Annotated in this window: 11 protein-coding genes; 10 read left to right on the plus strand and 1 reads right to left on the minus strand. The window is 48.1% G+C overall.

Annotation, left to right across the window (positions count from 1 at the left end; all coding sequences use genetic code 11):
* Positions 1-278 precede the first annotated feature (278 nt).
* The 8 genes from ACYVF1_RS13225 (at position 279) to ACYVF1_RS13260 (ending at position 13453) form a co-directional block, all read left to right on the plus strand.
* Positions 279-833, plus strand: a complete 555-nt coding sequence (locus tag ACYVF1_RS13225; RefSeq protein ID WP_461079423.1) for an RNA polymerase sigma factor — start codon at positions 279-281, stop codon at positions 831-833.
* 416 nt (positions 834-1249) lie between these two features.
* Positions 1250-1459: a hypothetical protein gene (locus ACYVF1_RS13230; protein WP_461079425.1), complete on the plus strand. Its 210-nt coding sequence runs from the start codon at positions 1250-1252 to the stop codon at positions 1457-1459.
* Between the two features lie 1276 nt (positions 1460-2735).
* Complete coding sequence (locus ACYVF1_RS13235; protein ID WP_461079427.1) at positions 2736-3401, plus strand: RNA polymerase sigma-70 factor; 666 nt, start codon at positions 2736-2738, stop codon at positions 3399-3401.
* 52 nt (positions 3402-3453) lie between these two features.
* Positions 3454-4452, plus strand: a complete 999-nt coding sequence (locus ACYVF1_RS13240; RefSeq protein ID WP_461079429.1) for a FecR family protein — start codon at positions 3454-3456, stop codon at positions 4450-4452.
* 24 nt (positions 4453-4476) lie between these two features.
* On the plus strand, positions 4477-7866 hold the full coding sequence (locus tag ACYVF1_RS13245) for a SusC/RagA family TonB-linked outer membrane protein (protein WP_461079431.1): 3390 nt from the start codon (positions 4477-4479) through the stop codon (positions 7864-7866).
* A gap of 39 nt (positions 7867-7905) precedes the next feature.
* Positions 7906-9573, plus strand: a complete 1668-nt coding sequence (locus ACYVF1_RS13250) for a RagB/SusD family nutrient uptake outer membrane protein (RefSeq protein ID WP_461079433.1) — start codon at positions 7906-7908, stop codon at positions 9571-9573.
* Between the two features lie 100 nt (positions 9574-9673).
* Positions 9674-11434, plus strand: a complete 1761-nt coding sequence (locus ACYVF1_RS13255) for an FAD-dependent oxidoreductase (protein ID WP_461079435.1) — start codon at positions 9674-9676, stop codon at positions 11432-11434.
* 24 nt (positions 11435-11458) lie between these two features.
* Positions 11459-13453: an FAD-dependent oxidoreductase gene (locus tag ACYVF1_RS13260; RefSeq protein WP_461079437.1), complete on the plus strand. Its 1995-nt coding sequence runs from the start codon at positions 11459-11461 to the stop codon at positions 13451-13453.
* A 310-nt stretch (positions 13454-13763) separates the two neighbouring features.
* Here the strand turns inward: ACYVF1_RS13260 and ACYVF1_RS13265 are convergent, their stop codons facing one another.
* Positions 13764-13889, minus strand: a complete 126-nt coding sequence (locus ACYVF1_RS13265) for a hypothetical protein (RefSeq protein WP_461079439.1) — start codon at positions 13887-13889, stop codon at positions 13764-13766.
* A gap of 282 nt (positions 13890-14171) precedes the next feature.
* Here ACYVF1_RS13265 and ACYVF1_RS13270 point away from each other — a divergent pair, with 282 nt between their 5' ends.
* On the plus strand, positions 14172-14873 hold the full coding sequence (locus ACYVF1_RS13270; RefSeq protein ID WP_461079441.1) for a hypothetical protein: 702 nt from the start codon (positions 14172-14174) through the stop codon (positions 14871-14873).
* A 209-nt stretch (positions 14874-15082) separates the two neighbouring features.
* Positions 15083-16504 carry a carboxylesterase family protein gene (locus ACYVF1_RS13275; RefSeq protein WP_461079443.1) on the plus strand — a complete coding sequence of 474 codons (1422 nt, stop codon included), beginning with the start codon at positions 15083-15085 and terminating at the stop codon, positions 16502-16504.
* Positions 16505-16752 lie beyond the last annotated feature (248 nt).

Consider the following 16752-nt stretch of genomic DNA (forward strand, 5'->3'; position numbering starts at 1 on the left):
GTTTAAAGCCATTTTCGCTGCTGGAGTGGCAACGATTTTTGACAGAACTTCGGTTGTTCTAATTTGAGACGGCTACTTTACCCCAAACGTATTTTGATAAACAGCAGGCCCCTTAAAAAGAGTCAACTTTACTGGACAAGGGTTTTGTGTTTTTAGGCACCTATAAACAAGGTTTTAATAGAAGCCTTAGTCGAATGTTCCCCAAGCGGATTAGGAGCACCTCAATCCGTATCGCGTTGAACTTACCTTAACTTAAACGACTATTCCAAACTGACATTATGAAACAAGTCATTACGTCAAACCTACAGACCGGCAATCTTAGTAACACGGGAATTTTTGAGACACTTTACAATCAGTACGTCAAAAAGGTCTTTCATAAATGCTTGACCATGACCCAGGATCCGGAGCAAGCTCAGGATTATACCCAGGACATATTCCTCAAAGTGTTTGTTAAGCTCGACCAGTTTACCAGTAAGTCAGCCCTGTCAACCTGGTTATTTGCAATTACCCATAATTATTGTCTGGATCAGATCAAGCTCAATAAAAAACTACAAACGGAATCGCTGACCTATCATTTAATCAATGAAACAGAGCCAACCGACGAAAGTATTAGTTCGCAAGAGCGGCTGGCTCTTTTTAATCAAGTGCTCATTCAGTTGCCAGTTGAAGAAACCACTTTATTAAAACTTAAATACGAGCATGACATGTCCATTGCTGAGTTGAGCAGTTATTACCGAGTCACGCAGACGGCGATGAAAATGCGCTTGAAACGAACAAGGGACAAACTGGCTAAACAGTACGCTGAGAAATGTAATCAACACGACCTTAGCTGATACGTTGCCCAGATCACTACTTATTCTTGTTGAAAACGGGGTTGATTGGGGTTGATTCAACTCGGTCTACAAACTTGGGCAACCCCATTTCTTTTCTGATCGTAGTCAGTAACTTGTTCTTTGGCTTGCCTGTTAACCTAACCCAGCTTACCCATGAACTTTCGCTACTCTAAAGCATTGATCGTTGTTTATTACCGAAGATTTCCCGTTTTCTGTTTTCACGCCGTAGCCCGACGTTTCAACCTACAAGCAGGCCAGCAAATCACCCGCCAATTCTTCCTCAAAGTAACCTTGGCGAATACTGTCCTCTTTGACCGCATTGATCGGCATGCAGCCTCACCTAACTAACCTTATAGGTCTAAATTTCCCTGTACTTCATTTACAGCCATCTTGTTCACGCTCTTCTATGCACAGCTATGAGACATTACCTGATTTTTCTGCTGTTCATTCTGGCCGTATTTGGTTGCTGCGTGGGCTATACCATGGCTTTAATCGACTGGATTGGGGACTACAAGTCGGGCATATACGATACTCATTACATGGAAGCAGCCAGTGAAACGGGCGTAATACTCTTATACACAGCTCTGGGAATCCGGTTCCTGATGAGTCGGATACACATTAAATAAGCTACAGAAACAGTTGGTATTATGGCTCGTTCTGCTGTCAAGCGTTTCTTAGATTTGGTTGATCATTAATGAATGAATTAGCGCAAGAAGAGTCTAAACATCTAAAACCCGAACATCCCCTTTCCCCGGCAGGCCTAACATCGCTTATAATAAGTGCCTTAAAACTTGTTTTAAGCGAATATGGAACTTTTCAAAAGTTAGCCGATTTAAGCGAAGAAAGTTAGTATAGTCTTTGTCGTACAAATACCTTACCAACTCTGTACAATTAGGCCTAATGGCAACGCAACGGCATTTTTAGCACATCAGTGTTTCCTGTGTTGTCCAAAAATGGGCACTTACAGTACCAAACCGGACGGCTTATTGATTGACTAGTAAGTTTATATTGGAAGAGAAGCACCTTTATCTTACAAAAACGCTCCCACCATAGACGAACGGCTAACCCGCATCAATATGTGCCAGTAATAGGGCGTTCCTAGCGACAATGGAAAGCTGCTTTACGCAGCCTTCCAACACAACCTTGTTGTAGGAGGGCATTACATCTTTTTGATATTTGTAAGCTGGTTCTTCGCCCCTGAATATGGCAATTCAAGCTCTGGGTTAGAGCCGGCACAATGCTTTTTAAGATTGCCCGAAATAGTGTAGTTCCAGGTATTTTCAGCTTTACTAATTTCCCAAGTTGTATCTATTTCACAGGGGTATATCTGGGTGAATCCCGAATTTATATCCGCAATTATAAACACGCCTTCACCCACGTATCTAGCTTGTACGTTTTCCAGGATACGATGTATTGAACTCTCACACCCAGAGTCTTGATCATCTTTTGAGCATGAAGAACAACAGAAAAAAGTAAAATAAGGTAGAAGAAATCCTTGCTAAAAGGCCGCATGTATAATCTTGTTTGGTGTGTTTCAATTAAGACCCACAAAAGAGGAACTAATTGAAAATAGCCAGTCAAATCTGTACTTAAATAACCATTGGCGAATTGAAAAACTCTTTGGAGCTGCGGAGAATATCCTCTCTGGTTCAACAGGTTCTTATAGCCACGGTCCTTCTATGAAATTGGGGGTTATTCATATGGAAGCCTTCACAATCCCTCTTTTTTTTCTGAAAATTTACCCCATCCTTCCCTACAAGTCCATTTCATGGCGCATCTCTTAGCAGTTAAAAAAATACCCCTTTACGAACAGATAATGAGGATTACGAAAATTTTTTGAAAAATCAGTAAGGGTAAAATTGTGCAATTAAGTCTTCGATTTGTTTAAGCAATATCGAGTCAATGGCTACCTTTACAGTATTGTCCCCTAATGCCACGCCCGACCCCTGGCCCTCGCCATCCGTAAACGAGCCAAAGCCAATGTCGACGGTATACGATTCAGAACTTTTTCTTCGGAAAACCTTTGAGCAAGACCCACGCAAAGGCTTCGAATTGCTATTTCGGCAGTATTACACGCCGTTGTGCAGCCATGCCGTCCGGTTTGTGTACTCCCGGCAACTGGCGGAAGACTTGGTGAGCGAAGTATTTTACCAGTTTTATCGGTCAGAGGCTTACAAAAAAATTCATTCGTCGTACGTCAGCTATTTGTTTACGGCGGTTCGGAACGAAGCCTACACGCATCTTCGGAAAGAATTCGGAAAAACGGATTCTATTGAATTAACTACCGAAAATCACTTGTCGGGCAGCCAACCGCAACCGGATGCGGAAGTCCACTTCAACAACCTCTTTCTGGCTGTCAATGAGGCTATTGGCCAACTTCCGGCGCAATGCCGACGGGTCTTTCTGCTGAGTCGGTTCGAGAATAAAAAATACGACGAGATAGCCACCGAATTGCAGATTTCGCCCCGCACGGTGGAAGTGCACATTTCCAGAGCGCTAAAACACCTACGCCAGACGCTACGTGAGGAATGGACCTTACTGCTGCTGCTTTTCAATCTTTTTGCTTAATGGATTAAGGGGAAAAACGGCTTATAAAGTCTCCCGTTCAAATGCTACGAATATGACTCATTCGTTATCGAAACAAAATCTGTTTGCCTATCTGGCCGGACAGGCTAACCCCCTCGAACGCCAGACCGTGGAAGAATGGCTGAAAAATCCAGCCAATACCGAAACCTTCCATGCCTGGTTGCTGGAATGGGAATCGGGCGCTATCCAGTTTCAGCCCGACCAGGAAGCGGCTTTTGCCAAATTATCGCTACGTCTGGACCAGACAGAAATTTCGAATACACCGGAAGAACCAGCAACAACATTGCCTTTCAGCCTATGGCGCTGGCGCACGTATCTGGTAGCCGCCACAGCTCTGCTCGTCCTCGGCGTAACGATCAGTCCACTACGTAGTAAAATCTTGTATCAAACGTATCAGACAGCAGCCGGCCATACACAAAACCTCCGGCTCGAAGACGGTACCAACGTTACGTTGAAACCCAACTCATCGATCCAGGTGCCGCGCTTTGGATTTGCCGACGATATCCGGCAGGTAGCGCTCACGGGCGAGGCCCGTTTTTCTGTAACGCACAAGCAGGATAATCAGCGGTTTGTCGTGAAAACGTCCGATCAGTTTCAGGTTGAGGTGCTGGGCACGGAGTTTACGGTTTATGCGCGCAATCAAGGTACCAACGTCGTACTGGATCGGGGTAAGATTCGGGTCGATTACAAATCCGATACGCAAAAACAGCAACTGGTGATGAAGCCCGGCGACATGGTTATGCTGACCAAACAGGGTAGCATTCACCTGCGCCCATTGGCCCCCGTAAAAGCCATCGACGCTGAAAAAGGGCATCTTTTTCAGTTTCGCAATACGTCGTTATGGGAAGCCTGCTACCTGATTGATGAACACTTCGGCCAGAAAGTAGAAGTAGCCGACGATTCGCTCGCGCAACGGACTATTTCTGGCAATTTTCACGCCCGCACCGCCAACGAGCTCCTTGATCTACTGACGGCTACGTTCACGCTCCGCGTCGATTCGACCGGTGCAACACCCATTTTAAAAGATAATTGATTATTTCCCTTCTCTTTCTTAAACATGAAGAAAACCCTACTCCATTTAGGTTTGGTGACGGCTTCACTGACAGGATTCCCGCTTGTGAGTTCAGGTCAGACATTCGCTTCGGCTCAGGTTGTACAACGCCAGGCGAATCGAAACGTACAAACCCAACTCAAAAATGTGTTATTCGATTTACAGCGCCATTACCGGGTCGAAATTGTATTCGAAGACCGGATTATGGCTGGTAAAACTGTTTCCTCTGACGTACTGAATCTGAACGTATCGGTGGAGAAAAATTTAAATCAGCTACTGAAAAATACCGGATTGCGTGTAAAGAAAATTCGGAAAGACACCTACGTAATTACTGAAGTTGTCCGCGGAAAAGCAAACGTATCGAGCCGACAGGAAGAAGCTACTGAAGCTACTACCACAGCAGGTTCGCCTGGCGAAGCAACCGCTGTACACGTAGTAGAAGCCACCGCCACCCGCCAGATCGACGTAGCAGACATCAGTGTTAGCGGTACGGTTATCGACGAATCGGGAGCTGGCTTACCGGGTGTGAGTGTGGTGGTAAAAGGCACAACGCGCGGCACTACGACCGATAGCAAAGGGTTTTATCAATTGAACGTACCTAACGAGCAGGCTGTATTGGTCTTCAGCTTTGTAGGCTATCTGCCGCAGGAAACGACAGTCGGCAGTCGTACTACCATTGGCATCAAGCTCGAAAATGATACGAAATCCCTATCTGAAGTCATCGTTGTGGGGTATGGAACGCAGAAAAAAGTGAACGTAACGGGCGCTGTTTCCAGCGTTTCCAGTGAAGAAATCACCCGTCGCCCTGTTGGACAAACATCGTCGGCCCTGCAGGGTCTGATGCCCGGCGTTACCGTAACGCAGCGATCGGGCCGTCCTGGCGGTGATGCGGGTTCGATCCGGATTCGGGGCGTCGGTACACTGGGCAATTCCGATCCACTGGTGTTGATCGACAATATCGAGGGTTCCATGAATAGTATCGACCCGAACCTGATCGAATCCATTACCGTGCTGAAAGATGCGGCTTCTGCGTCGATTTATGGATCGCGGGCGGCTAACGGGGTTATTCTGGTGACGACCAAACGGGCAAAAGCGAACCGAATTTCGATGAGTTACAACAACTACATCGGCTGGCAAACACCTACGAATCTGCCTAAAATGGCCAATGCCATCGACCATATGCTGTTGACCAACGAAGCGTATGTAAACGTTGGCCGCGCGCCATTGTATTCCGACGATCTGATTAATAAATACCGTACGCTGGGCGCTACCAACCGCGATTTGTATCCAGACACCGACTGGCAGCGCGAAGTATTGACCGGTTCCGGCTTACAGCAAAGTCATTTTTTCAGCATCAACGGCGGCAGCGAAAAAATCCGATTTCTGACTTCTGCCGGTTATCTCGATCAGAAAGGGGTCATTGAAAATTCCAGTTTCCGGCGGTATACACTCCGGAACAATATGGACATCCAAATTTCCAAAAAATTCAGCGCCCGCGCTGACTTACAGGTTGTTGCCGCCACCACATTCGAGCCGGGACGGGGTTCGGAAGAAGTGTTTCACTGGATGAACCGGATTCCGGCCAACCAGATTGGCATTAACTCGAACGGCACTTGGGGCGACGGCTGGAACGGCGACAACCCAATTGCCATGTCGCGCGATGGGGGCACCCGGAAAAATGACAGCCCGTACGTTATGCTCAACGCAGCTCTGGTATACAAACCCGTTGACGGAATCACGGCAGAGCTTGTCTATTCGCCAAAATATGCGCTCTCTATCGACAAAAACTTCAACAAATCGGTACAGACGTATAAGCCAGATGGTACGTTGAGTTTTCTGACTCCAGCACGTAGCAGTCTGACCGAAACCACCAACCGATCGATGTACAACACGCTACGCGCTACGCTGACCTATGATAAGGTTTACGGCGATCACGGATTTAAAATACTAGGCGGTTTCTCACGCGAGGATTTTCGCAACGATAACGTAACGGGCTACCGCGAAGGCTTTTTATTGCCCGATTATCAGGTGTTAAACGCGGGCGCGTCGGACCTTCAGCGGTCTTCGGGAGGGGCTTCTGAATGGGCGCTCCAATCCGTTTTCGGACGTATCAACTACGATTTCAAACAGAAATATCTCTTCGAAGCCAACGCACGGTACGATGGTTCGTCGCGGTTTTCGAAAGGGCACAAATACGGATTTTTCCCATCGGTTTCGGCTGGCTGGCGTATTTCGCAGGAATCGTTTATGCAACCGCTGCTGGGTACGATCAACGAGTTAAAGTTTAGAGCGTCGTGGGGGCAGTTGGGCAATCAGAATATCCAGGGCGGTAATTACCCGTTCATGTCGGCGCTGCAATTTGGGCCTTATACATTCGGCAAACAGATTGTTAACGTAGTGGCGTTGAATACGTTGGCCAACTCGGCTATCTCCTGGGAAACCACCGAAATGACTGATATTGGTATCGACGCTACGGTGTTTTCGAACCTGTCGGTTACCGCCGATTATTACTACAAACAAACGCGGGATATTCTGCTCGATCTGGACATACCGGCTATCATTGGCCTGGGAAAACCCTATCAGAATGCGGGTGTTGTCGAAAATAAAGGTTGGGAGCTTGGACTGAATTACAAAGGGGCTATCCGGGATTTCCGCTACGATATTGGATTCAACATTTCCGATGTCAAAAACAAAGTAGTCGATTTGCGGGGGGTGAATCAGGTAGGGACGCTGGCAAACCGCGAAGGCTATCCCATCCAGTCTATCTATGGATTACAAGCCGAAGGGTTATTTCAGACAGTGGACGAAGTAGCCTCTCACGCGCAGCAATTCGGCGTTATCAAACCTGGCGATATTAAGTACAAGGATCAGAACGGCGATGGTATTATCAACGGCAACGACAACGTAGTATTGGGCAACACCATTCCCCGCTTCACGTATGGCACTACGTTGAATGCTTACTACAAAGGTTTCAGCCTGAACATCGTTTTGCAGGGCGTGGGCAAAGCCGATGGTATGCTGTATGAGCAGGGCATTATGCCGTTCTTTCTGGGTGGTACCGTTCAGGAGCAGCACAAAGATCACTGGACGCCCGAAACGCCGAACGCTACGTTCCCCCGGCTGGCATTCAGCGAGTCAAACAATGAAAAAATCTCCAGCTTCTGGCTACGTAACGCAGCTTATCTGCGCCTGAAAAATATTCAGTTCGGCTATTCAATCCCTACGTCACTGACGCAACGTATCGGTATCAACAACATCCGCGTGTTTGCGAATGGTCAGAACATACTCACCTTCGATAAATTCTGGGATGGTTACGACGTAGAATCACCCGTGGGTACAGGACGTAGCTATCCGCAGGTCAAAATGTACAGCTTCGGTATCGACGTCAACTTTTAAGTACCAGCGCCAATTATTCAATTCCTAAAGACTTTACAAATGAAAAAAATACACTACTGGTTTCTGGCCGTTGCGTTGACGCTCAGTACTACGTCCTGCGAAGATTACCTCGAACGCTACCCGCTGGAAGGTCCCGCCGACCAATCTTATTTTGCCAATGCCAGCGAGCTGGAACTGGCCGTAAATGGTACGTACAAAGGCATGAATTTCCACCCGCTCGACGGTATGCCAACGCAGCTATTGCTCGATGACGGTACTGACCTTGGTTGGGATCGCAACAACAGTACACTGCAACAGATTGGGAAAGGCAGCCACGACAGCAACAACGGATTTTCGAAATCGGTATGGGATAACTCGTATAGAATTATCGGTCGTTGCAACTTCATTCTCGACAACATGGGCAAACTCGATGGCAAGATGGATGCTACGTTGCAGGCTCGTTACCGGGCCGAAACCCGCTTCGTTCGAGCGTATATGTATCACTACCTGATCGAACTGTTCGGTGGCGTTCCGCTGATTACCAAAACGATAGGGCTGGAAGAATCACAGGTTCCGCAAAGTACAAAAGCCGAATGCGTTACGTTCATTATGAGCGAGTTGGACGCAGCCGCCAAGGATTTGCCGATTAGTTATTCGGGTATAAATGTAGGCCGGGCTACGAGAGGGGCCGCTTTAGCCACCAAAGCACGTACTGCCCTTTACAACGAAAAATGGGCCGATGCAGCCACCGCTGCCAAAGCAGTTATGGACCTGAATTACCATAAACTACACACGAATTACGGTCAATTATTCTCGTATGCTGGGCAGACATCGACCGAAATTATTTTCGCGCTTCAGTACTTGAAAACCAGCACAGTTGTACACAGCACTCCGCAGAATTTTCTATCGCGGAATGCGCAGGGCGCGTCCAACAAGGTGCCTGGTCAGGCACTTATCGATGCCTATGAGTGCACGGATGGGTTAACGATTGATAAATCGCCCCTCTACAATCCGAAAGATCCGTTCAAAAACCGCGATCCCCGGCTCGATTTTACGGTAGCCGTTCCGGGTTCCAACTACTTCAATTTCAAGTTCGAGACTCACAAGGACAGCGTTAAAACGATCAACTACGCCACCGGTGCCCGCATTGATAATCAGGATGCCATTCACGCGTTTGCTACGTATACAGGCTATTGTTGGCGGAAATACACCGACCTGACCGATGCGAACGATCGTAGCAATTCGGAACTGAACATAAGCTTGATTCGCTACGCCGAAGTATTGCTCATTTACGCCGAAGCCAAAATCGAAGCCAACCAGATCGATCAGTCGGTATACGATGCTATCAATTTGGTACGTCAGCGGCCTTCGGTAAATATGCCCGCTATCAAAACCGGCAAAACGCAGGCCGAACTTCGCTCGATTATTCGGAAAGAGCGTAAGTATGAGTTAACAAATGAGGGCTTTCGGTTAATGGATATTCGTCGCTGGAAACTGGCCGATAAACTGATGGCAGGCAACTTCCTGGGCCGTATTCCCAAAGGCTTGCTGGCCACGGCTCCCGTCATCGACGACAACGGTACACCCAACTATAGTACAGTACCCAACAGAGCCGACATGCGCGTGGTGGAAGTTCGGATTTTCAAAGCCGACCGGGATTACCTGTGGCCAATTCCGTACATTGAAACTGTAACAAACAAAGCGCTCACGCAAAACCCTGGTTACTGATTTAACTGATTATCGGTTATTTTTTGTCATTCTTCTGCTCCGGCGGCCCGGCTGCATCAGGATGACAAAAAATAAACTGTGTTCTTCATCCCTCTCCCTTATGCCCTCAACCCGACGTCATTTTTTAAAAGTCTCTGGCCTGAGCGGTCTGGCTTTTTCCGCTGGTCTTCCCGAATTGTACGCAAACACAAATGCGCTCTTAGCTGACAGCGAGTATGATTTAATCATTGTTGGTGGTACGCCCGGCGGTATCATGGCGGCTGTAGCGGCTTCACGCATGGGCAAAAAATCACTACTTCTGGAACGTAGTGCCCATATCGGCGGTCTGCCTGCCAATGGCCTCGGGGCTACCGACATTGCTACGCGGGGCGCTACTGGCGGCCTGTTTCTCGAATTTGTAAACCGGATCAAAGCGCACTACGTAGCAAAATACGGCGCCGATTCGCAGCAGGCGAAAGATTGCGCTGATGGGTATCATTTTGAACCTTCGGTAGCAGCAAAAATTTTCAATGATTTCCTGAAAGAAAGTCCCAACGTTACCGTCATGACGATGCGGCAGTTCGATTTCGAGGCCGAAAATCTGACCATTCAGAACAATCGGATTCAGGGGATTCGCGTGCTGAATCGAACGACAAAGAAGCCAGAAACGTATCAGGGCCGTTTTTTCATCGACGCTACGTATGAGGGCGACTTGATAGCCGCTGCGGGCGTACCGTTTTTTCTGGGTCGGGAAGGCAAATCGGAATATGGCGAAGTGGGCGCGGGGCGGGTTTACAAATATTGGGCAGGGCCAGAAGGTCCGGGTTCGACGTTCGCGGGCGACAATGCCGTTCAATCATACAACTACCGCCTTTGCGTGACCAACGATCCGAAAATTCGGGTTAAGATTCCGAAGCCAGCTAATTACAATCGGGCTGAATACGAATCGATGATTAACGACGTAAAAACCGGTCATTATACGGGCGTAGCGATGTCGAAACTCACCGATGCGCAGAAGGCCGAAAATGAACGTAACGCCAAATCCGGTGTTCGACCGGATGTAGCTGGTATGCCAAAAGGTATTGCGTGGTTAACGAACATGGTGAAGCTGCCTAACGGCAAAAACGACGGCAATAACCAGCACCACGCTTTCATCTCGACTGATCTGCCCGAAGAAAACTGGCCCTATCCAACCTCTGGCTGGGACTGGCGCGACCGCTTTGCCCAACGATTGCGTGAATACACCGAAGGGCTTTTTTACTTCGCACAAAACGACTCCGAATTGCCCGACTGGTTTCGCAAAGAGTGTTCGGAATGGGGCTGGGCCAAAGACGAATACACCGACAACGGCCATTTTCCCCGGCAGCTCTACGTGCGCGAAGGTCGTCGGATGAAGGGGAAATACATATTTAAAGCGCAGGATGCACAGCCCGAGAAACCCGGCGGTCGCCCACCTTTGCATACCGATAGCATCACAGCTAGCCACTACGCGCTTGATTCGCACGCCGTTCGGAAACGGGAGCCGGGACGTATTCATTTAGATGGCTTTATCAGCTATCCGTCGGCTGTTTACACTGTGCCGTTTCGGGTTATTGTCCCGGATTCGCCACTTAAGAATTTGCTGGCACCTGTTCCGGCATCAGCTACGCACATCGGATTCTCAACGCTACGTATGGAACCCTGCTGGATGGCACTCGGACAGGCCGCCGGAACGGCTGCGGCTCTCTGTGTTCAGCAAAAGCAATCCGTACATGATTTATCGGTTCCGGAATTGCAGAAATCGCTGCTTCAGCAAAAAGCAATTCTCATTTACAGTAAAGGCATCAACACGGCTGACGCTAATTTTGAAGCGAATCAGTTAGCCGCTCTCCAAACGAAATAAGGCGATCATTATTAATTGTAACTCATGCGATACGCAACACTTTTTTGCCTTTGTTTTCTTTTAACGTTTTCAGCCGTTGCTCAGCAGCAGGTCGATATCTGTGTTTACGGCGGTACGTCTGGTGGCGTTATAGCCGCCTACACCGCCAGAAAAGCTGGAAAAACCGTGCTGCTGATTGAACCCGGTAAACACCTCGGCGGCATGACCTCCGGCGGCCTCGGGCTGACCGATATTGGTAACAAATATGCCATCACCGGCATTGCCCGCGATTATTACCGACGTATCGGCAAGCACTACGGCAAGTTTGAACAATGGATTTTTGAACCCCACGTAGCAGAAGATTTATTCGGTGAATACGTCAAACGCGGTCAGGTGAACGTAGTGTATTCGCATCGACTGGCGAGTGTAAAGAAAAACGGTGGTCAAATTCAGGAAATCGTTCTCGAAAATTCCGATAATCCATCCGCCAAACGTAGCGTTCGGGCGAAGATGTTTATCGATGCTACGTACGAGGGCGATTTGATGGCGAAAGCGGGCGTGTCCTATACGGTTGGCCGCGAAGACAATTCGACCTACAACGAAACGCTCAGTGGCGTTCAGCTCATGCACGGACACCAGCTTCCCGACGGTATCGACCCATATAAAACACCCGGAAATCCTGAATCAGGGCTGGTTTGGGGCGTTAGTCCGGCCAAGCTTGAACCCACCGGTACGGGCGACAAAAAAGTGCAGGCTTATAATTATCGCATCTGCCTGTCGTCGGACCCGGCCAATCAGGTACCTATTACGCGCCCAGCAGGTTATGATTCAACCAAATTCGAATTATTAGCTCGGTTGATTGCGGCCCAGCCCAATCGCAAAACGCTCAACGATTATTTCATCTGGAGCGGCATGCCCAACAAAAAAACCGACATCAACAACCGCAACGGTTTCTCGACCGATATGATTGGGATGAATTACGAATACGCCGACGGCAGTTACGAAAAACGGGCACAAATCATCCGCGAGCATGAGCTGTATACCAAAAGTCTGCTCTATTTCTTCGGTCATGATTCGCGGGTTCCAGAAGAGCTTCGGCAATCCATGCTGAAATGGGGTTATCCTAAAGACGAATACACCGACAACGGCAACTGGTCGCCACAGCTCTACGTTCGTGAGGCACGCCGGATGGTGGGCGCTTACGTAATGACGCAGGCGAACTGCCAGGCAAAGGAAGTAGTAACCGATGGCGTTGGTATGGCTGCATATCAGATGGATTCGCATAATATTCAGCGTATTGTCATCGAAAAAGATGGTAAGAAAATAGCAAAAAACGAAGGCAACGTAGAGGTTGGCGGTTTGGGGCCCTACCCTATTTCGTATCGTGCACTGATTCCGAAAGAGAGCGAATGCCAGAATCTGTTGGTGCCGGTTTGTTTGTCGGCAACGCACATTGCGTATGGTTCTATTCGGATGGAACCCGTATTTATGGTGCTGGGCCAATCGACGGCACTAGCCGCAGCGATGGCGATTGATGGGAAAACCAGCGTTCAGAAAATCGACGTTGCCAAACTCCAGCTGAAACTAAAATCCGACCCATTGTCGGATGGTAGTACGGCCGAAATTCTGATCGATAACGATGACAAAGCGGCCGTAGCAACGACAGGTTCATGGCGGCTGGAAACCAAGAGCAAAGGTGGTTACGGCCCATCGTATCTGGTCAACGAAGAATCGCCCGGAGGTGCGGTTAAGTTTACGCCTGATGTTGTCAGGGCGGGCAAATACCACATTTACACCTATTTTCCTCGTCTGGCCAAGACGGCAACCGAATTAGGCATCACCGTTTCGAATGGCAAAACGAACAAAACCATCCCTATTAAACCAGCCGATATTGTAGTCGTAGGCCAAACATCTGGCGAATGGGTATCATTGGGCGAGTATGACTTGCCTAAAGGCAAAACGTCGTCGGTTGAAATCGTTGCTAAACAACCCGATGGCCCCGTTGTAGCCGATGCCGTTTTATTCGTCCCGGCCTTCTAAGTGCCTTATACTGAAGCCAAGTAGTTGTGCCAGCACAACGGTGGATTGATTCTAGTTAAAACACTGAGAATATTCTCACAAAACCTTCCTGCGTGAGACGCGGGAAGGTTCATTTATTTATGTCAACAACTAGGTAATTAGCTCGCTCAATTACGTAACGCAGGTGAGTGACGCCAATCCCTGAGATGACTCTTGGGGAGCCGAGCGTATTGGGGGGGAGCAGCTGCTCGAAGAGCCGAATGGCTGACCCTAGCAGAACGCTGAAAATGTCAATCTGGAGCTCATCGAGTAAACCCGCGTTTAAGCATTGTTAGATCGCATCTGGGATTTCCACCTCACCCGAGAAGTACCCAGCAAACACTTCGACTACGCCATCTTGAAGGTCGGCGACAGAGCTGTCGAGCGACATGGCCATGATTGCATTGAGTTTTGCCATAATTTGTTACAGTTCGCTAACTCATATAAGGAGTATACCCCAGCCGTTTCTGCCAAGCTCAACGTCTGTAGACAGGCCCAATCATCGGTCATCACCACTTCCCTAAAAGTAGAGTCGTTGACCGGAAAAGTGTACTACTCTAGTCTTATTAAAAGGCCCCCCATGTGAGACGAAAGAGCCTTCATACTACAGTTTCTTGCCATAGTCAAGAAATGCTTATTAAGTATATTAAGCCGAGTCGCGAGCCTTGTAAAAGCACAATAAGCTATAATCTGACAGGAAATGAATTTTAAGGGTGGAGCAATACTTATCGGCTCTTTACTTTGGGACAAGGCATCAATTAAAGAGAAGTGGCGAACACTTCGCTTAAAAGAAATCTCAACAAAGATGGCTGTTAAAGTAAAAATTCGCTATGGAAGGCAATCACAGTCAAGGAAGGATACCTATTCAATGATATTTTCTAATCACCCGACAACTAAATTCGGACAAGCCTATATTTTAGGATTTAAAGAACCAATTAAAAATGCTAGAATACTGGAAAGTCAGGCATTCGCTTTAGCAAGTGCAGAGGGACTATGGAGCGACAAACCTACATTAAATAAGAATTGGGGGACAGTTGGGCTACTCGTTAATCCAACGGTTGATAGTAAGGACAAATTGGGTGCAGACATTATAAGAAAAAGGTGGACTGAAATTTATACGGGGTACTCGGACACATTTGAACCAGCCAGCTATTGCATAGACAATGATCCGCCGGTTATAGATGGCAATGGATTTCTAACCATAGATTGGACAGAGGAAATGAATGATTACGATTTTTTAATTGCAACCCCAGCCGTTCCTAATATAGAGCACCCGTTGAATGCAAAAGAAATCGCGGATAAGATGAAAGAGAAAAGCTATTTCGAGTATTTCGACAGCAATAATGCAAATGGCATTACAACATTTCAAGATAGCAAAATCAGAGAATTGCTTGGACGATAGAAAGACAATCAATGACTTAGATTTGGTTGGTAACTAATTAGCATTTCAAGTTTATCTGAAGGGTAGTTAGCCTCCATCAGTCAATTCTCAGAAATGGCTCCCACATAAGACGAACCAGCGTTCATGTGTCTGCTCCATTATTGGGGCGTTTTGTAAAACGGTATTTAGTCTGAGGTTTGTACTTTGGCAAACATAGCCATACGCTTATAATGACGAAAACTCCCGGCCAGAATGCCCTTTTCTTTCTGGGTCTTGCCCTAGCCATGGGGCTCTGCCAAAGCTTGCTCTATTTGATCGTGGGCGCGGACCTGGTGACTCAACCCTCATTCGCCAATTATTTTTTGGCGGCTAATCTGACCTCTTTCTTAGGTTCAGCATTGCTACTTCGATTGTACTATATCCAGCAATTCCGGGTAGCTTTTGTTACAGGTTTATTCGCTTTTTTTACCTCCTTGTTTCGGGTGGTGCTGCTCTATTGCATTCTGCTACCGATAACCAGGGCCTTTCAAGGCTATTATCCCTTTGTTTTAGTACTAGATCTGGGAGCCAGCCTCGTTGCCGCGAGCAGCTTGGTGCTTTCTCCTGCTGGAAAAAACGGCTGGCTAAAAGCGGCTGGGGTGTCCAGCTTCCTGGTGGCAAGTAGTGCCCTGATCCTACTAGTCGTCTCGATGCAGGTCTACAGCGGTCGCCCTACACCAACGCTGGAGAAGTGGCAGTTGGGGCTTTCGTTTATGGCCAGTTTACAGCCTATATTTTTCGTCGGCTATTTATGGCAACATCCGCCTGCCCGGTCACAACCCTCGGATTCGAACCTGTCTTCCTGGCAAACAATCCTGATAGACGCGGCTCGACTCGTCGGTATAGCCGCTTTCCTGTTTCTGGGCGTAAGCCTGTTGGGTGAAGGAATCAGGGCCAGCTATCCACAGCCGGAAGCCATCAAACAGGCCCGGATTTTCGAAGCGCGCGCCTTTACCAATCGGCGTGGTGACACGCTCACGTATCGCCTGCTCAGGCCAGAAGGATATGATTCTACCCAGCGCTACCCGCTGTTGGTTAGCCTGCACGGCGGAGCGGGTTATGGAACCGACAATATCCGCCAATTAGCCAGTTGGGAAATTCAGCGACTGACCGAGCCGGGAAATCGCAAAAAATACCCTGCCTTTATTTTGGCTCCTCAGTGTCCCCATGGCACCAGTTGGGGTGGATTAGCTAACCTAGTGCCACGGGATACGATCGTTTTTGACTTACTGAACGCCTTGGAAAGGGAATTTAGCATTGACCCCAATCGGCTTTACGTGGCAGGGCATTCGCTAGGAGGCTATGGCACCTGGTCTTTCATCGGGAATCGTCTGGGGGTGTTTGCTGCTGCCCTGCCCTTAAGTGGAGCCGGTGACCCTAGCTTGGCCAAAAACATGGTAGATATAGCCATCTGGGCCTTTCACGGCGAAACAGATCGGAATGTGCCGGTTGAGGGATGCCGAACTGTCATCAAGGCCATTCAACAAGCGGGTGGACATCCACGTTACACCAAGTTTGCGGGAGTGGGGCACTATCTAAACCCAAGCTTAGACGCTACGCCTGGCCTATTGGAGTGGTTGTTTGCTCAAAGACGAGAGGTTCAACAGAAGTAGAGCGTTATGAAAAAATAGTGTTCCCGCTTTTCTTACTTCTGATGAACCTGATGCTAATGGGTCGGAGTAATGCCACTTAAAAACGCTCCCACGTGAGACGACGAAGCGTTCATGTGTCTGCCTTATTATTAACAACTATCAACTACTATCCTTACTATACGGTAGCGATTAAATGAGGTTCTATAGCCATATAGCTTACTAGCGTACAGAGTATAGACATCGGCGATGGCCATATCGACAAGGAGCAG

The sequence above is a fragment of the Spirosoma flavus genome, assembly GCF_054778555.1.